The organism is Streptomyces sp. PsTaAH-137 (genome assembly GCF_003259365.1).
Classification (GTDB): Bacteria; Actinomycetota; Actinomycetes; order Streptomycetales; family Streptomycetaceae; genus Streptomyces.
This window is the reverse complement of the sequence record NZ_QLLY01000018.1, coordinates 76,876-92,458: the sequence shown is the minus strand read 5'-3', so window position 1 is coordinate 92,458 and position 15,583 is coordinate 76,876. Positions and strand designations below refer to the sequence as shown.

Sequence of the window (15,583 nt, the reverse complement as noted above, 5' to 3'; positions counted from 1 at the left end):
GTCCGCCGGCGCTCACTCGAAGCGTTCGGGGTCGCCCGCTCCGCGCCGGACGACCTCGGCCCCGCCGCCCGAGAAGTCGATCACGGTGGTGGGTTCGGTACCGCAGTCGCCGGAGTCGAGGACCGCGTCCACGACGTGGTCGAGCCGCTCCTTGATCTCCCAGCCCTGGGTGAGCGGCTCGTCCTCGCCCGGCAGCAGCAGGGTGCTGGACAGCAGCGGCTCGCCGAGCTCGGCCAGGAGCGCCTGCGTGACGACGTGGTCGGGGATGCGGACGCCCACCGTCTTCTTCTTGGGGTGCTGGAGCTGGCGCGGCACCTCGCGGGTCGCGGGCAGGATGAAGGTGTAGCTGCCCGGTGTGGCCGCCTTGATCGCACGGAACACGTCGTTGTCGATCATCACGAATCTGCCCAGTTGCGCGAAGTCCTGGCACACGAGCGTGAAGTGATGCTTGTCGTCGAGCTGCCGGATCGAGCGGATCCGGTCGACACCTTCCCGGTTGCCGAGGCGGCAGCCGAGTGCATAACAGGAGTCCGTGGGGTAGGCGACGAGTGCACTGTCACGGATGCCGTCGGCGACGGCTCCGATGATGCGTGCCTGCGGGTTCGCGGGGTGGACGTCGAAGTACCTGGCCATCCGCCGAGCCTACGGGATCAGGAACGGCGGACGGTGGCGCGGACGGGCGCGGCGGACGGGAACGACCGAGGGAAGGCGGATCGCGACATGCGCGGGAACCGACGACGGCGGACGGCGCCATGCTCCCCACGGGGGCGTGGGCACCGGCACAGACACCGCCCGGCGCGCGGGTGCGCTGCGGCGTACGGCGGAACACGACACACCCGGCATTCACCGTCCGACGGATTCAGCGCCCACGCGCGACAATCCCGACACCGGCCCACCCCGACCGAGCGCGTCGACAGGTCCACGGACCATACTGGCTGCGCCCCGACCGCCCACAGAACGACTTCATGACCACCAAGAAGAAATCTTCCTTCACTCCCGCCCCCGACACCGTGTGGCTGTCCCGTGGGCGGCATCTCGGGCACGAGCCCGAGCAGGACGTCCGGCGCAACCTGATCGCCCTCAAGGCGGCCGGGGTGCTCGACGACTTCATCGATCTCGATCCGGTCGAGGCGGCGCGTTCCTCCGTGCTGCACCCGCGCGACGAGGACGCCGACCCCGGCCCCCTCGCCCGCCGCCAGTTCGAGGCCCGGTGGCGGGTCGCCGACGGTGTCACGGTGCGCGCACAGCTGACGACGTACGACATGGAGCGCCGCAAGGAGGGCGACGGCATCGTCTGGGTGCTCGCCGCCGAGGCCGAGCGCACCTGGGACCTGGGCTGGCCGTCCCCCGCGACGATGTTCTGGCCGGACAGCGACCAGGTCGGCTGGGACCACGACACGGTCTCGGGGCTGCGCCTGCGGGCCACGAACCATCTGCCCAAGGACCCGGACGAACTGCGGCACCAGGTCCGGGACTGGACGCGGCGCAGCTGGTACACACACGTCGTGGTGCACGAGGCGATGACGCCGGACGCGAGCGGTCAGCGGCCGATCACGCCGTTCCTGCCGCCGAGTCTGCGGCACCGGGTGATAGAGCACCGGGCCTCGCCCGAGCAGTCGCAGATCGCGGACGCCGCGCTGAAGCGGGAGCTGAGCGTGCGGATGCCGCGCGGCGGCGCCGTCGTACTGCCGACGCAGCCGCCGCTGCCGGGCTACGACCCGGAGCGGGCCGCGGTGTCGAACGTCTTCCTGAACGGCAGCGAACCGTCCGAACTCATCGCCAGGATCATCGAGTTCGCGACGCTGCCGAGGCCGCTGCCCGAGGACGCGGAGCAGGCCCTCGCCCGGCTGCGCAAGGGCTGGCACCTGCTGACGCCGGACGAGGAGCTGCTCCACGCGCAGGACATGGTCGGCCGCTACGCCGAGGCGCTGGAGGCGATGACCAAGTCCCGCGACGCCTACAAGGAGGCGGCCGAGGCGGCGCAGTCCGCGCTGAACGAGGCGCGCAAGGGCGAGGGCGTGTCGGCGAGCCTGCCGTTGACGCCGCCCGGCACGAGGCCGGACGGCTCTCCGCTCAACGCGCTGACGAAGGCCTTCGGCCGGTTCCGCGATCCGAACAAGTAGGGCGTCCGGACGGTTCGGCTCCGGCTCAGTCCGACCCGGTCTCCCCCGGGTCGGACATCCGGAGCGCGATCTCCCTGAGCAGTTCGGTGGAGTTGACGTCGCCACGTCCCTCGTCGTGGACCTTGGCGAGCTGGGTGAAGAGGAACGCGAACGCCTCGACGAGCGACACACTGGCCGGCATGAGCGCGGCGATGGTCAGCTCCGCCGCCTGTTCCGCGGTGGCCCCGGCCGGGATCTCCACCGTCGGGAACACCTCCGACACCAGGCGCCCCAACTGGGACTGATCCGTGTCCAGTTCCTCTCCGTCGCTGAGCCTGCGTACCATCTCCTGCGTCTCGGTCAGCACACCGATGGCCCGCAGGATGATCTCCCTCTGTTCCATGCGGGGAGCCTATGCGGGCGCGGCGCCCACGCGTGCAACGTCGTCGCAACGTCACGCCGCGGATACTCGCTCCCATGACCGACGTACCCCGCGTGGAGCTGACGTCCGCGGCCGCCGAACTGCTGCGGCGGCTGCGCGCGGCCCACGGCCCGCTGATGTTCCACCAGTCCGGCGGCTGCTGCGACGGCAGTGCCCCGATGTGCTATCCGGCGGGCGAGTTCCGTACCGGAGGCTCGGACGTGCTGCTCCAGGAGCTGACGGTCGAGGGGGTGGCGGAGCCGGTGTCGTTCTGGATGTCGAAGAGCCAGTACGACGTGTGGAGTCACACGCGCCTCATCGTCGACGTCGTCGAGGGGCGCGGCAGCGGCTTCTCGCTGGAGGCGCCGGAGGGCGTACGTTTCCTGATCCGTTCCCGGCTGGTCGACGCCTAGCCATCGACGGTGCCCCTCTCGTCTGCTGAACTCCCCGCATGCAGAGACGAGTTGACAGACCATCCGGCATCGGACGCAGAAGATTCCTCTCGGCTTTCGTGGTAGCGGGAGTGCTGGCCGGAGCGGCCCTGGCGGGCGCCGCTCCGGCCGGTGCCGCGTCCGGGCCCGTTCGGGTGGCGTCCGGTGTCACCTACTCCGAGTTCGACATACCGGCCGCCAAGGGCACCGCGCACGCCCATGTCCTGACCGTCGACCTGCGCGATCCGCGGGTGGGCGTCGATCTCCTGCATCCGGGCGCGGTGGGGGCGCGGATGACCGTCTCCGCGATGGCGGACGCGCGCGGCGCCGTGGGCGGTGTCAACGGCGACTTCTTCAACATCACCGAGACCCAGCACCCCGGCGTCGAGGCGACCGGCGCCGCGGTCGGTCCCGCGATCGCCGGCGGGCACACCCTGAAGGGCGCGGTGCCGGACGGCCAGCGGTTCGGGCCCGCCCTGCCGCCGGGCACCTCCACGCGGGACGTGCTGGGGGTCGGCGTGGACCGCCGGGCCCGCCTCGACAGCCTCGCCCTGGACGGCACGGTCCGCAGCCGCGACGACTCGGTCGCGCTGGGCGGGCTGAACCAGTACGCGCTGCCGGTCGGTTCGGTCGGCGCGTTCACCGAGGACTGGGGCAGTGTGTCCCGGGTGCGGGCCACCTGCGGCACGGACACCCAGCGGGCCGCGCCGTGCAGTACGGACACGTACGAGGTGACGGTGCGCCGCGGGCGGGTCGTGGCGGCGGCCGACACCCCGGGCAGCGGCGCGATCGCCGCCGGGACCACGGTGCTGGTCGGGCGGGAGGCGGGCGCGCAGTGGCTGCGCAAGCTGTCTGCGGGCGATCCGGTGTCGGTGCGCCACCGGCTGGTCGCGGCCGGCTCCCGGGTCCCGCTGCGCTTCGCCGTCGGCGGCTACCCGGTGCTGCGGGACGGGGCGCCGCTGCCCGGCCTCGACGCGAACACCGCGGCGGTGCGCACGGCCGCGGGCATCGCCGACCACGGCCGTACCCTCGTCCTGCTCGCCCTGGACGGCGCGCCCGCCTACCGCACGGGCCTGACGATGGCCGAAGTGGCCGCCACCATGGCCGGGTTGGGGACGGACGACGCCTTCAGTCTCGACGGAGGCGGTTCGTCGACGCTCGTCGCGCGGGAACCGGGGGCGGCGTCGGTCGCGGTCCTCAACCACCCCACGGACGCCCCCGAGCGGGCCGTCGCCAACGGGATCGGCGTGTTCTCCCGCTGATCCCGCGATCTGTCAGCTGTCGCGTACGGCCACCAGCCCGTTGAACACCCCCACGTACGCGGTGCCGTCGGGGCCGAGCGTCACGGGCGCCCAGTTGTTGTCGTAGGCGACGCCGGTTCCGACGAGCCGCTTCCAGCGGGTGGCGCCGGTGCGGAAGTCGACGGCGGTGAGGTACCAGGCGTCCACGCCGAGGGAGTTGGGCTCCTTGGTGTAGAGGTACAGCAGCCCGTTGGCGGTGGAGAGCTTCGGCACGGTGGACGGGGAGCGCACCCCGCTCTCCCACACCGTGTCGCAGCCGCTGCCGTCGTCGCGTACGTCGATCCGGGTCACGCCGCCGACGATGCTGCGCCCGAAGGTGAGCGAGGTGATGTTCTCGTAGCCGTAGTTGTTCTCGACGACGAGGCTGTTCCCGTACGAGATGAGGGAGTTGTCGGTCGTGGACGCGCCGGCGCCGAATACCGGCACCTTGCAGACAAGACGCTCGTCGGCGGGGACGTCGGCGCCGCGCCGGTAGACGAGGACGTTCATCCGGTCGTCGGCGTTGTCGGTGATGGCGACGTAGTCGTCCTGGATACCGAACAGATCGGGTGTGGTGCCCGAACCCTGGTTCACGGAGCCGGGCTTGGTGCCGGTGCCGCGGTCGTACGTCTGGCGCCACACGGCCTTCGGGGTGCCGTCGGCGGTGGTGCCGAAGCTGTACAGGGCGTGGTCGGTGACGATCGAGACGCCGTCCTTCGCCACGGAGAAGGAGTTCTGGATCTCCTCCCCCTCCAGGCGGATCGACCTGATGGTGCCCGTGGCGGGGTCGACGGTGCCGACCCGGCCCTGCCGGGTCACCCACCACACGCGGCCCTGCCAGTCCGGCATCACGGAGGTGACGGGATCGCACTCGCCGCTCGGATAGAGGTTCGTCCAGGAGGCGCAGTCGTGCGGGACGACGCCGGTCAGGTCCCAGTCGTCGGTGACCTTGAACTCCCAACCGCCGTCGGCCGTACGGATGTGCGCGATCCGCAGGATGTGCTGGCGGGAGTCGGCGAGGACGAGGCGGTCCTGGTCGTCGAGATAGGAGTAGGCGCCGCCCGAGGTGTCCTTGAAGATCTTGGAGAAGTCGAGGGTGGTGAGGGCCTCGACGGTCGAGGGGCGCTGCGGGAGCTTGTACTCGGCGAGGGTCGCGAGGCTGTGCGGGTCGAGGAGCTTGACCAGGAAGCCGGTGAAGGTGCCGCACACGGTGACGATGCGGCCCTCCTTGTCGAAGGTGACGGTGGCGCACTCGCCGCCGAGTGCGGCCATCTGCTCGCTGGTGACCTGCGGGGCGTTGCCGTTCGGGCCGCTCCAGGGATAGGTGCCGCTGCCCCAGCCGTCCGCGTGCATGCCGCTGCGGCCGTTCGCCGCGAGGTAGGGGTGCTGGTCGGGGGCCGGACCGGGCACGGCCTGCGGCTGGGCCGGTGCGCCTTCGTACTGCGGGACGAGGCGGTGGCCCGGGGCCTTGGGGATCTCGTCGGCCCCGGCGCCGGCCGGGCCGACGAGGCCGAGCCCGGCCACGGTCAGCGTGACGGCGAGGGTGCGGGCGAGCTGTCTGCGAAGCGGCATGCCGCGAAGCTAGGCGCCGCCGCTTGAAGTGTCCATGCAAGTAAGGGAGTTGTTCACGAAGCCGCAACGATCACCGGGTGCCGGTCACGGTTTCAGGCTGCTGACCAGGCCCGCGGTGGCGTTGATGCCGTGGTGGATGGTGGGGGCGGCGTTGGTGCCGGCGAGCAGGAAGCCGAGCAGCACGCAGACCACGGCATGGGAGAGCTTCATGGCACCGTTGCGCAGAATGATCACCGCGACGACCAGGAGCAGCACCACGAGGGAAATGGACAGAGACATCGCCGAACCTCCTCCGCCACGTCAACACCGTGGCTTTCGGCCGCAAGTGTGACGCAGCGGAGGGCGCGCGGCGGGGCACGACCTGTCCCCCGAAAGAGTGCTAACTGCGGGTCACCGCGGAGGAGTCACCGCGAGCGGGTCATCGGTCGTGGGCGTCGAGGAACGCTTCGAGCCCCGCGAGGTCGTCGGTGTTCAGATGGTCGACACCGGCGGCGATCAACTCGGCCCACACGTTGTCCCGTTCGGGTCCGGCGATGTCGGGTGTGGCCCAGAAGCGGACGCGCTGCCCGTGGGCGTGCGCGGCGGAGACGATGCCGCGCAGCCTGTCGCGTTCGGCGGCGGGCATCGGTCCCGCGCCCAGCCAGGTGAAGTTGTTCGTCCAGTTGTCGCTGATGAGCGGGATGAAGGAGGCGGGATCCGCGGTGCCGAGGTCGGTGAGGCGGCCGTCGTAGAAGGCGCTGCGGGTGCGCTCGGCCGCGATGACCGGCTCCGCGGCGCGGTCACCGGAGACGACGGCGGTGACGGGCCCGGCGTGCACCTTGCCGTGCCCGTACGTCGTGAACAGACCTCGGTGACGGCGCAGTTGGCGGTCGAGTTCGCGGTAGGTCGCGTCGCCCTCGGTCTTGATGTCGATGAGGAGCTGCAGCGGCAGCCGCCACCCCCGGTACACCGAGCCGTGGCCGGCGCGGACCCGGGCGGCGAGCGGGGCCAGGTAGAGGGATTCGAGGGTGCGCGCCGGGTCGAGGTCGACGGGGTCGTGGGCGACGAGGAGGTCTCCGTCGACGAGGTAGATGTCGGCCTCGACGCTGTTGAAGCGGTGGTCGAGGGCGTCGAACAGCGGGCGCGGGTGGTCGTAGTCGTTGTGGGCGTGCGCCCGGAGCAGCGGACGCGGCCCGCGCCGCCGCCCGTCGGCGTGGGCGAGTTGTGGTGCGGCGACACCGGTGGCCAGTGCGGCGGCGAACGCGCCGAGGGCTCTGCGGCGGGTGGTCAGTGCCATGTGTGCCTCCCGTGGTGGGCCGGTGGGACACGGGTGAGTATGCGGGGCGCACGGCACTGATGGGCAGACATGGAAGGGGAGTTGGCCGGACGGCCGCCTGTGGTTCATCCGGCCGGGCAGTCCCTAGGGCTTTCGCTCCCCCGCGCTGCGCTCGACACAGAACTCGTTGCCCTCCGGGTCGTGGAGGGTCACCCAGCCCGTGCCGTCGGGGCGGCGGTGGTCGCCCTGGAGGGTGGCGCCCAGGGCGAGGAGGCGGTCGACCTCCTCGTCGCGGGTGCGGTCCTGCGGCTGGAGGTCGATGTGGAGGCGGTTCTTCGCGGCCTTGCCCTCGGGGACGCGGATGAACAGGACGCCCACGGACGCGCTCTCCACCAGCGCCTCGGGATCGCCGGGATGATCCTCGTCGGTGATGGCCCCGACCAGCGCCTCGGCCCAGAAGCCGGCGAGGGTGTAGGGGTCGGCGCAGTCGATGGTGAGGTGGCGGATCAGTGATGGCATGCCCGTGAAGAGATCACGGGCATGCCGTCACTGTCCATCGGTTTGTGCGGGGCCCGTCGCTCAGGGTGCCCGGAGATCGACCAGTTCGGCCAGTTCCTCCCGGTGGCGGCCCGCCGTGCCGAGCGCGAGCGCGTCGGACTTGGCGCGCTTGAGGTAGAGGTGGATCGGGTGCTCCCAGGTCATGCCGATGCCGCCGTGCAGTTGCAGCGCCTCCTCGGCCACGTGCACGGCGACGGGCGCCGTGTACGCCTGGGCGACGGCGACGGCCACGTCGGTGTCGTCGCTGCCGGTGGCGAGCGCGTCGGCAGCGTTGCGGGCCGTGGCGCGGGCGTTGACGACTTCCAGCCACAGCTGTGCGAGCCGGTGCTTGAGCGCCTGGAAGGAGCCGACGGGCCGGTTGAACTGGTGGCGCTCGCGTGTGTAGCGCACCGTCTCCGTCAAGAGCCAGTCGGCGACGCCGAGTTGCTCCGATGCGAGCAGTCCGGCACCGGCGCGCAGGGCGCGGTGCACGGCGGGGGCGGCGGTGTCGGCGAGGAGCCGTCCTGCGGCGCCCTCGAAGGTGACGGTCGCCAGCGGTCGCGTCGGGTCGAAGGAGGTCTGCGGTGCGACCGTGACCCCGTCGGCCGAGGCGTCCACGGCGAACAGGCCGGCGGACGTGGGCACGAGGAACACGTCGGCGAAGGCCGCGTCCGCGACGCCGGTGACCCGCCCGGTCAGGGTGCCGTCCGAGGCGCTCACGTCCGTGAACTCCCGGCCCGACGCGGCGGACAGCGGCACGGTGAGCGCGCCGACGGTGCGGCCCGAGGCGAGCGCGGAGAGCAGTGCCTCGGCCTCGGCGCCGACGCAGGCGAGCAGCGCCTCGGTGGCGATGACGGCGCTCGTCAGGTACGGCACGGGGGCGACGGCGCGGCCCAGCTCCTCCAGGACGACGGCGGCCTCGCGGTGCGTGGCGCCCTGCCCACCGCGCTCCTCGGGAACGAGCAGCCCGGCCAGGCCCATGCTGTCGGCGAGGTTCTTCCACAGGGCGCGGTCGTGCGGCTCGTCGCTCTCGATGCGGGCGAGCACGGCCGGGGCGGAGCAGTGGTCGGTGAGCAGGTCGCGGACCGCCGAGCGGAGCGCTTCCTCGTCCTCGGAGTAGAGGAGGTCGGGCTGTGTGCTCATCGGGAGAGGTCCTTCCAGGCGACGTCCTTGTCGGTGCGCGGCTCGGGCGGCAGGCCCAGCACGCGCTCGGCGACGATGTTCAGCAGGACCTCGCTCGTCCCGCCCTCGATGCTGTTGCCCTTGGCGCGCAGATAGCGGTAGCCGGCGTCGCGGCCCGCGAAGTCGACGATCTCCGGGCGGCGCATCGTCCAGTCGTCGTACAACAGCCCCTCCTCGCCGAGGAGTTCCAGCTCCAGACCGCTGATCTGCTGGTTGAGGCGGGCGAAGCCGAGCTTCATGCCGGCGCCCTCGGGGCCGGGGTGTCCGGCGACGAGCTGCTGGCGCAGGCGTTCGCCGGTGAGGCGGGCGACCTCGGCCTCGACCCACAGGGTCATCAGGCGCTGGTGCAGGTCGTGGGTGCGCAGTTCGGGGCGCTCGCGCCAGGTGTCGGCGACGATGCCGACGAGGCCGCCCTCGCGCGGGATGCGCATGCCGCCGATGGCGACGCGCTCGTTGTTGAGGGTGGTCTGGGCGACCTTCCAGCCGTCGCCGATCTCGCCGAGCCGGTGGGCGTCGGGGATCTTGACGTCGGTGAGGAAAACCTCGTTGAACTCGGCCTCGCCGGTGATCTGGCGCAGTGGCCGCACCTCGACGCCGGGGTCGGTCATGTCGCACACGAAGTAGGTGATGCCGCGGTGCTTGGGCACGTCCGGGTCGGTGCGGGCGATGAGGATGGCGAACCGGGCGTTGTGCGCGCCGGACGTCCACACCTTCTGTCCGTTGACGATCCAGTCGTCGCCCTCGCGCACGGCGCGGGTGCCGAGCGCGGCGAGGTCGGATCCGGCGCCGGGCTCGCTGAACAGCTGGCACCACACCTCGGCGCCGGTCCACAGCGGCTTGAGGAAGCGCTGCTTCTGCTCGTCGGTGCCGTAGCGCAGGATGGTGGGCGCGGCCATGCCGAGGCCGATGCCGTTGCGCCGGGGGTCGTTGTCGGGGGCGCCCGCCGTCTCCAGCTCGGCGTCCACGACGGCTTGCAGGGCGCGCGGCGCGTCGAGACCGCCGAGGCCCTTCGGGTAGTGCACCCAGGCGAGTCCGGCGTCGAAGCGGGCGCTGAGGAACTCCTCGCGCGGGGTGGTCGCGACCGGGTGCGCGGCCAGGAACTCCTGGGTCAGGGACTGCAGTCGAGCTGCGTCGACGCTCATGCGGCGGCTCCTTCCGTACGGGCGTTCAGGCCGGGCACCACGACGACGCGGCCGGTGGTGACGCCGTCCGCGACGCGCTGGACGGCGGCCGGGGCGTCGGCGAGGTCGACGCGGTCGCTGACGAGGGGCTTGATGGCGCCGCGCGCGGCGAGCTCGGTGAGCTTCTCGTGGCAGTGCGGGATGAGCTTGGGGTTCTTCTGCGCGTACAGGCCCCAGTGCAGGCCCATGATCGAGTAGTTCTTCACCAGGGCGTGGTTGAGGGCGGGGCTCGGGATGCTGCCCGAGGCGAAGCCGACCACGACGATGCGGCCCTCGAAGGCGACGGTCTTCGCCGACTGCTGGTAGGCGTCGCCGCCCACGGGGTCGTAGATCACGTCGGCGCCGCGTCCGCCGGTCGCCTCCTTGACGGCGGCGATGACGTCGTCGGAGCGGCGGTCGATGACGACGTCGCAGCCCAGCTCCTGGGCGACCTTGGCCTTGTCCGGGCCGCCGACGACGCCGATGACCCGGGCTCCCGCGGCCTTGCCGAGCTGGACGGCGGCGCTGCCGACCCCGCCCGCGGCGGCGTGCACGAGCAGCGTCTCGCCCTCCTGGAGGCGGGCGCGCTGGTGCAGGCCGAACCAGCCGGTCTGGTACCCGATGTGCAGCGCGGCGGTCTCGGCGTCGTCGAGGGCGTCCGGGGCGGGCAGCAGCGCGCGGGCGTCGGCGACGGCGTACTCGGCGAACCCGCCGAACGGCAGCGCCGGGTTGGCGATGACACGGCGGCCGTCCTCGGTCTCGCCGCAGATCTCCACGCCGGGGGTGAACGGCAGCGGCGGCCTGACCTGGTACTGGCCGCGGCAGAGCAGCGCGTCCGGGAAGTTGATGTTGGCGGCGCGCACCTTGAGCAGGACCTGCCCCTCGCCGGGCTCGGGACGCGCCACCTCCTCCAGGCGCATCACCTCGCTCGGCTCGCCGTTCTCGTGCACTTGCCATGCCTGCATGCGGGGCCTCCACGGGACTGCTTCGTCAAACCGGGTTCGGCTGCATACTAAGCGGTCGCTTGCCGGTCTGTGAATGCCCCGGCCCGGCTCACTCCCCCTTGGACCGCGCGGGCCGCGCCCGTACGTGCATGCGCTCGCCCTGCGGCCCGAAGAGGCTCAGGAACTCGGCGGGCCCCTCCCCCGTCGACCCGAACCAGTGCGGCACGCGGGTGTCGAACTCGGCGGCCTCGCCGGGGCCGAGCACCACGTCGTGCTCGCCGAGGACGATCCGCAGTTTCCCGGAGAGCATGTAGATCCACTCGTAGCCCTCGTGGGTCTGCGGGTCGGGTTCCGCCACCCGGTTCGGCTCGATGATCTTGTAGGCCTGGAGGCCGCCGGGCTGGCGGGTCAGCGGGATCATCGTCCGGCCGTGCCGCACGACGGGCTTCGCGCCGCGGACCCGGGGATCGCCGACCGGCGGCGCGCCGACCAGCTCGTCCAGCGGGACCTGGTGGGCGCGGGCGATGGGCAGCAGCAGCTCCAGGCTCGGCTTGCGCAGCCCGGACTCCAGGCGGGAGAGCGTGCTGACGGAGATGCCCGTGGTCTCGGAGAGGCCGGAGAGGGTGGCGCCGCGCTCCTTGCGCAGGGCGCGCAGGCGCGGCCCGACGCCGGACAGCACGTCGTCCGTGCTCGCCTCCGGCCCGGCGGCGGGTTCGTCATCGTGTGCGTTCATGAATCCATTGCAGTTTCGGCAAAGCCGTTTGTCAATCCGGCGAGGAATCTTGCACCTTCGAGAGCGACGGGGAGAGCCGGTACGGACGAGGTGAAGCCATGAACGGCACGAGCAGCACCAAGAAGGACATGTACGAGGTCGTGGTGGTCGGCGGCGCCACGGCGGGCCTGTCGGCGGCGCTGATCCTGGGGCGTTCGCGCCGCTCGGTCCTGGTCGTCGACGCGGGCGAGCCGCGCAACGCGCCGGCCGCGCACATGCAGGGCTACCCGTCGCGCGACGGGATGCCGCCGGCCGAGTTCCTGGCCGAGGTGCGCCGGGAGGTCGCCGGATACGGCGTGGAGCTGGTGCCGGACCGGGTGACGGCGGCCGAGCCGGACGGGGACGGCGAGTTCGAGGTGACGCTCGCGTCCGGTGGCCGGGTGCACGCGCGCCGCCTGGTGATCGCGACGGGACTGGTGGACGAGCTGCCGGAGGTGCCCGGTGTCGCGGAGCGCTGGGGCAAGGACGTCCTGCACTGCCCGTTCTGCCACGGCTGGGAGGTCAGGGACCGGGCGATCGGCGTGCTGTACCGCCCGGCGACCGGCATCCACCAGGCGTTGCTGTTCAGCCAGCTCTCCGACGACGTGACGCTCTTCCTCGACGGCACGGACGCCGACGGCCTGCCGGACGACGACTGGCAACTGCTGGCCGCCGCCGGGGTGGGCGTGGCCGTGGGCGCGGTCGACCGGCTCGTGGTGACGGACGACAAGCTGACCGGGGTGCGGCTCGCGGGCGGCCGGGAGTTCCCGCGGGAGGTGTTCGTCGTGCCGACCCGTACGGTGCCGCGTGACGATCTGCTGTCCGCGCTGGGTGCCGTGACGAAGGAGACCCCCGCCGGGCCGTTCGTCGACGTGGACCCGACGGGGCTGACGAGCGTGCCGGGCGTGTGGGCCGTGGGGAACGCGGCGGGCCCGGCCGAGCAGGTCGTGAACGCGGCGAGCGCCGGGTACCGGGCGGGCGCCTTCATCAACGCGCAGCTGGTGATGACCGACGCCGCGCGGGGCGCCGAGATGCGGCGGGCCGGAGCCTTCTCACCGGAGGGCGAGCGGGCGGTGGCGGAGGCGCGCACCAAGTCCGTCGCGACGATGGCAAGTTGACGGCGCAGCGGGTATCCATGCCCGCATGACGACGCCTGCCGTGCCCGGTCTGCCCGCTCCTCCTCCGCTCGGTGTGTCGGCGCTGCCCCCGGGCACGTACGACGGCCGGCTGGTCCTGGTGACCGGGGGCGGGACCGGGCTCGGCCGGGCGATCGCCGCGGAGTTCGCCCGGCTCGGCGCGGACGTGCTGATCGCGAGCCGCAAGGGGGAGCATCTGGCCCCGGCCCGCGAGGAGTTGGCGGCGGTCGAGGGTGCGGGCAAGGTCACGGCGGCGACGTGTGACATCCGGGACGCGGGCCGCATCGCGGAAGTCTTCGACGCGGCGTGGGCGGCGCACGGCCGCCTCCCGGACGTTCTGGTCAACAACGCGGCGGCCAACTTTCCCGTTCCGGCGGAGGAGTTGAGCCCCAACGGCTGGCGTTCGGTCGTCGACATCACGCTCAACGGCACCTTCTTCATGACCCGCGAGTTCGGCCGTCGGCATCTGGCGGCGGGCACCGCGGGATCGGTGCTCGCGGTGGGCGCGTCGTACGCGTGGACCGGTGGGCCCGGCTTCGCACACAGCGCGGCGGCGAAGGCGGGCGTGAAGAATCTCGTGGAGACTCTGGCCGTGGAGTGGGGCCCGTACGGCATCCAGGTCAACGGTCTGGTGCCGGGGCTCATGCCGCACGAGGACATGACGCCGGCGATCCGCGCCAACCTGGACCGGGCCGACGACCCCGGCGCCCGGCAGCCCGCGCTGCGGGTGGGCGCGCCGCGTGAACTGGGCTGGGCGGCCACCTTCCTCGCCTCCCCCTACGCCCGGTTCATCAGCGGGCACACGCTGGTCGTGGACGGGGCGAACTGGCAGCGGCGCGATCTGGTGAACGCGCCGGTGACGACGGTGCGCGAACAGTTGGGGCGGGGCCCGTTCGCCCCCTGAACCGGGTCCGCCAGGAGGCCGCCTCCGGCCGTCACCGGATTACCTGTCTGCCGCCGACCCGTGTCGCTACCATGCGTAGGGTCACGCAATCCCTCGGCGGGACCGTGGACCGCTCCGGCCGATGGGGGGCTCCGATGAAGACTCCGGCCACGCACTGGCGCGCACTGGCCGACACCGACGGCCCTCGCGTAGGACGGCAGTTCCGGCAGCCCGATCTGCTCCCGCGCGCCGCGCCGTTCGCCCTGGTGTCCGTCATCGCGACGGCCGGGGCGCTGGTGCCGCACGGCGACCTGGAGTCCTGGCCCGCGTACCTCTGCAGCGCCGTGCTCCTGGTGTTGTGTGCCGGGGGTTTCCTGTTGCCCTGGGAGCGGCTGCCGGGCTGGTCCCCGGTGCTGATGCCCCTGCTGTACACCGTTTCCGTCCTGGCGCTGATCCTGGCGTCGGGTGCGGCGTCCGGGATCGGGCTCGTCCTGCTGGTGCCGCTGATCTGGACGGTGCTGTTCCATCACCGCTGGGAGTCGGCGTGCGTGGTCGCGGCGGTCGTGGTCGTCCAGGCGGTGTCGTCGGTGGCCCAGGCGTCGCCGGATGTCGTCATCGCGCGGCGGATCGTGCTCTGGACCGCGCTCGGCGGGCTGATCGCGGTCGCCACCCACGGCTTGCGGGACCGGATCAAGAGCTCGCTCGTGGCCAACACGGCACTGCAGGCGGAGGTGCGCGAGCTCTCCCTGGCCCGCGAGCGGGAGCGGATCGCCTCCGGGCTCCGTGAGGGTGTGGTGCGGAAGGTCTTCGACACCGGTCTGGAGCTGCACGGCACCGCGGCGATGATCGGCGAGGGGCCCGCGCGCACCCGGCTGCTGCACTGTGTGGCCGAGCTGGACGACGCGATCCAGGACCTCCGGCAGAGCGTGTTCGACCTGGGCGACAGCCCTGACGCCCCTGATGCCCCTCAGCCCCCTGATACACCGGAGGACCCGCACGGCGCCGCCGGCCCGGGACCGGCGGCGTCCGAGGAGCACTGATCCCGGGGCGGTTCACGCTCCCCGGAACTCCGGGGGCCTGCGCCGCGCCTGCGCCGTGAACCCTTCCGTCGCGTCGTCGGAGGTGAGCGTGAGCGCCGCGTTCATCGCGACCCGGTCGAGGGCGGCGTCGAGCCCCGCGTCGGCGTAGGCGTCGATGTCCCGCTTGACGGACCGCACGGCCAGGGGTGCGTTCGCCGCGATCTCCCGCGCCACGTCGCGGGCCGTCTGCTCCAACTCGTCACCGGCTACGACCTGTTGGAGCAGCCCCAGCCGCCACGCCGTGTCCGCGTCGACGCGCCGCCCGGTCAGCGCGAGGAACTTGGCCCAGCCCGCTCCGGCCTCGCGCGCGATGCGCAGATCGCCACCCGCGTCGACCGCCACCCCCAACCGCGCCTCCGGCAGAGCGAACACGGCATCCTCGGCGGCGATCCGGACGTCCGCCATGAGCGCGAGTTCGAATCCGAAACCGAGGCAGTAGCCCCGGACGGCCGCGACGACGGGCTGCGGCAGTCGCGCGAACGCGGCGAACCTCTCGTGCGCCCAGCGGATGCCTTCGTAGTACGCGTGGCTGCGGGCCGATCCGCTCTCGCCCTCGATCCCGCCACCGGGCGCGGTGACGTCGATGCCCGCGCAGAAGGCGCGTCCCTCGGCGCGGAGCAGGACCACCCGGATGCGGTCGTCGAACCGGATCCGGTCGGCCAGCACACCGAGTTGGCGGGTCGATTCCCAGCTCCAGGCGTTCAGTTTGGCCGGGCGGCACAGCGTGAGCACGCCGATGCCGTCCTTCTCGACGTCCAGCCGCAGGCGCCGCTCGTCATCGTCGGGGATCGAGGTGTCGGTCGTGTCGATCATGCGGCCCCCAGCCGGTCGTCGGCGCCCCTGGCGGCGC

Annotated in this window: 17 protein-coding genes; 6 read left to right on the top strand and 11 right to left on the bottom strand. The window is 72.4% G+C overall.

All coding sequences use genetic code 11. The features are described from left to right. Positions 1 to 12: 12 nt before the first annotated feature. Complete coding sequence (locus tag K377_RS32450; protein ID WP_111667169.1) at positions 13 to 633, bottom strand: L-threonylcarbamoyladenylate synthase; 621 nt, start codon at positions 631 to 633, stop codon at positions 13 to 15. A gap of 332 nt (positions 634 to 965) precedes the next feature. Here K377_RS32450 and K377_RS32445 point away from each other — a divergent pair, with 332 nt between their 5' ends. Beyond that, complete coding sequence (locus K377_RS32445; protein WP_181512697.1) at positions 966 to 2,123, top strand: hypothetical protein; 1,158 nt, start codon at positions 966 to 968, stop codon at positions 2,121 to 2,123. A gap of 25 nt (positions 2,124 to 2,148) precedes the next feature. Here K377_RS32445 and K377_RS32440 read toward each other — a convergent pair whose 3' ends face one another. Further along, positions 2,149 to 2,505, bottom strand: a complete 357-nt coding sequence (locus K377_RS32440) for a hypothetical protein (RefSeq protein ID WP_111667168.1) — start codon at positions 2,503 to 2,505, stop codon at positions 2,149 to 2,151. A 74-nt stretch (positions 2,506 to 2,579) separates the two neighbouring features. Here K377_RS32440 and K377_RS32435 point away from each other — a divergent pair, with 74 nt between their 5' ends. Further along, positions 2,580 to 2,936 carry a DUF779 domain-containing protein gene (locus tag K377_RS32435; RefSeq protein ID WP_111667167.1) on the top strand — a complete coding sequence of 119 codons (357 nt, stop codon included), beginning with the start codon at positions 2,580 to 2,582 and terminating at the stop codon, positions 2,934 to 2,936. A gap of 110 nt (positions 2,937 to 3,046) precedes the next feature. Then, positions 3,047 to 4,216, top strand: coding sequence for a phosphodiester glycosidase family protein (locus tag K377_RS32430; RefSeq protein WP_111667166.1), 1,170 nt, complete (start codon positions 3,047 to 3,049; stop codon positions 4,214 to 4,216). Positions 4,217 to 4,228: 12 nt separating this feature from the next. On the opposite strand, the gene K377_RS32425 is transcribed toward K377_RS32430, so the two are convergent. The 8 genes from K377_RS32425 to K377_RS32390 form a co-directional block, all read right to left on the bottom strand. Beyond that, positions 4,229 to 5,806 carry a hypothetical protein gene (locus K377_RS32425; RefSeq protein WP_111667165.1) on the bottom strand — a complete coding sequence of 526 codons (1,578 nt, stop codon included), beginning with the start codon at positions 5,804 to 5,806 and terminating at the stop codon, positions 4,229 to 4,231. An 84-nt stretch (positions 5,807 to 5,890) separates the two neighbouring features. Further along, on the bottom strand, positions 5,891 to 6,085 hold the full coding sequence (locus tag K377_RS32420; protein ID WP_111667164.1) for a hypothetical protein: 195 nt from the start codon (positions 6,083 to 6,085) through the stop codon (positions 5,891 to 5,893). A gap of 139 nt (positions 6,086 to 6,224) precedes the next feature. Further along, complete coding sequence (locus K377_RS32415) at positions 6,225 to 7,082, bottom strand: phosphatidylinositol-specific phospholipase C/glycerophosphodiester phosphodiesterase family protein (protein WP_111667163.1); 858 nt, start codon at positions 7,080 to 7,082, stop codon at positions 6,225 to 6,227. A 123-nt stretch (positions 7,083 to 7,205) separates the two neighbouring features. Then, positions 7,206 to 7,580, bottom strand: a complete 375-nt coding sequence (locus K377_RS41430) for a VOC family protein (RefSeq protein ID WP_146614796.1) — start codon at positions 7,578 to 7,580, stop codon at positions 7,206 to 7,208. Positions 7,581 to 7,640: 60 nt separating this feature from the next. Continuing rightward, a complete protein-coding gene (locus K377_RS32405; RefSeq protein ID WP_111667161.1) occupies positions 7,641 to 8,741 on the bottom strand; it encodes an acyl-CoA dehydrogenase family protein in 1,101 nt (366 codons plus the stop codon). Then, positions 8,738 to 9,922: an acyl-CoA dehydrogenase family protein gene (locus K377_RS32400; protein ID WP_111667160.1), complete on the bottom strand. Its 1,185-nt coding sequence runs from the start codon at positions 9,920 to 9,922 to the stop codon at positions 8,738 to 8,740. The genes K377_RS32405 and K377_RS32400 overlap by 4 nt, the downstream gene beginning before the upstream one ends. Continuing rightward, the gene (locus K377_RS32395) at positions 9,919 to 10,905 is read right to left on the bottom strand and encodes an NADPH:quinone oxidoreductase family protein (protein ID WP_111667159.1); all 987 of its coding nucleotides are present in this window, start codon (positions 10,903 to 10,905) and stop codon (positions 9,919 to 9,921) included. The genes K377_RS32400 and K377_RS32395 overlap by 4 nt, the downstream gene beginning before the upstream one ends. Positions 10,906 to 10,993: 88 nt before the next feature. After that, on the bottom strand, positions 10,994 to 11,617 hold the full coding sequence (locus tag K377_RS32390; protein ID WP_111667158.1) for a helix-turn-helix domain-containing protein: 624 nt from the start codon (positions 11,615 to 11,617) through the stop codon (positions 10,994 to 10,996). Positions 11,618 to 11,715: 98 nt separating this feature from the next. Here K377_RS32390 and K377_RS32385 point away from each other — a divergent pair, with 98 nt between their 5' ends. The 3 genes from K377_RS32385 (at position 11,716) to K377_RS32375 (ending at position 14,694) form a co-directional block, all read left to right on the top strand. Further along, positions 11,716 to 12,753 (top strand): NAD(P)/FAD-dependent oxidoreductase, encoded by a 1,038-nt coding sequence (locus K377_RS32385; protein ID WP_111667157.1) that lies wholly within the window; start codon positions 11,716 to 11,718, stop codon positions 12,751 to 12,753. Between the two features lie 25 nt (positions 12,754 to 12,778). Then, positions 12,779 to 13,675, top strand: a complete 897-nt coding sequence (locus K377_RS32380; protein ID WP_181512695.1) for an SDR family oxidoreductase — start codon at positions 12,779 to 12,781, stop codon at positions 13,673 to 13,675. A 134-nt stretch (positions 13,676 to 13,809) separates the two neighbouring features. Next, on the top strand, positions 13,810 to 14,694 hold the full coding sequence (locus tag K377_RS32375) for a hypothetical protein (protein ID WP_181512694.1): 885 nt from the start codon (positions 13,810 to 13,812) through the stop codon (positions 14,692 to 14,694). 12 nt (positions 14,695 to 14,706) lie between these two features. Here K377_RS32375 and K377_RS32370 read toward each other — a convergent pair whose 3' ends face one another. After that, entirely contained in the window at positions 14,707 to 15,546 is an 840-nt protein-coding gene (locus K377_RS32370; protein ID WP_111667155.1) for an enoyl-CoA hydratase/isomerase family protein, read from the bottom strand. Positions 15,547 to 15,583: the final 37 nt, after the last annotated feature.

What these genes read in the sequence shown, in the direction of transcription:
- K377_RS32435 (WP_111667167.1), top strand. Translation starts at nt 2,580, where the DNA reads ATGACCGACGTACCCCGCGTGGAGCTGACGTCCGCGGCCGCCGAACTG.
- K377_RS32370 (WP_111667155.1), bottom strand. Translation starts at nt 15,546, where the DNA reads ATGATCGACACGACCGACACCTCGATCCCCGACGATGACGAGCGGCGC.
- K377_RS32415 (WP_111667163.1), bottom strand. Translation starts at nt 7,082, where the DNA reads ATGGCACTGACCACCCGCCGCAGAGCCCTCGGCGCGTTCGCCGCCGCA.
- K377_RS32450 (WP_111667169.1), bottom strand. Translation starts at nt 633, where the DNA reads ATGGCCAGGTACTTCGACGTCCACCCCGCGAACCCGCAGGCACGCATC.
- K377_RS32380 (WP_181512695.1), top strand. Translation starts at nt 12,779, where the DNA reads ATGACGACGCCTGCCGTGCCCGGTCTGCCCGCTCCTCCTCCGCTCGGT.
- K377_RS32405 (WP_111667161.1), bottom strand. Translation starts at nt 8,741, where the DNA reads ATGAGCACACAGCCCGACCTCCTCTACTCCGAGGACGAGGAAGCGCTC.
- K377_RS32395 (WP_111667159.1), bottom strand. Translation starts at nt 10,905, where the DNA reads ATGCAGGCATGGCAAGTGCACGAGAACGGCGAGCCGAGCGAGGTGATG.
- K377_RS32440 (WP_111667168.1), bottom strand. Translation starts at nt 2,505, where the DNA reads ATGGAACAGAGGGAGATCATCCTGCGGGCCATCGGTGTGCTGACCGAG.
- K377_RS32385 (WP_111667157.1), top strand. Translation starts at nt 11,716, where the DNA reads ATGAACGGCACGAGCAGCACCAAGAAGGACATGTACGAGGTCGTGGTG.
- K377_RS41430 (WP_146614796.1), bottom strand. Translation starts at nt 7,580, where the DNA reads ATGCCATCACTGATCCGCCACCTCACCATCGACTGCGCCGACCCCTAC.
- K377_RS32375 (WP_181512694.1), top strand. Translation starts at nt 13,810, where the DNA reads ATGAAGACTCCGGCCACGCACTGGCGCGCACTGGCCGACACCGACGGC.
- K377_RS32400 (WP_111667160.1), bottom strand. Translation starts at nt 9,922, where the DNA reads ATGAGCGTCGACGCAGCTCGACTGCAGTCCCTGACCCAGGAGTTCCTG.
- K377_RS32420 (WP_111667164.1), bottom strand. Translation starts at nt 6,085, where the DNA reads ATGTCTCTGTCCATTTCCCTCGTGGTGCTGCTCCTGGTCGTCGCGGTG.
- K377_RS32390 (WP_111667158.1), bottom strand. Translation starts at nt 11,617, where the DNA reads ATGAACGCACACGATGACGAACCCGCCGCCGGGCCGGAGGCGAGCACG.
- K377_RS32425 (WP_111667165.1), bottom strand. Translation starts at nt 5,806, where the DNA reads ATGCCGCTTCGCAGACAGCTCGCCCGCACCCTCGCCGTCACGCTGACC.
- K377_RS32445 (WP_181512697.1), top strand. Translation starts at nt 966, where the DNA reads ATGACCACCAAGAAGAAATCTTCCTTCACTCCCGCCCCCGACACCGTG.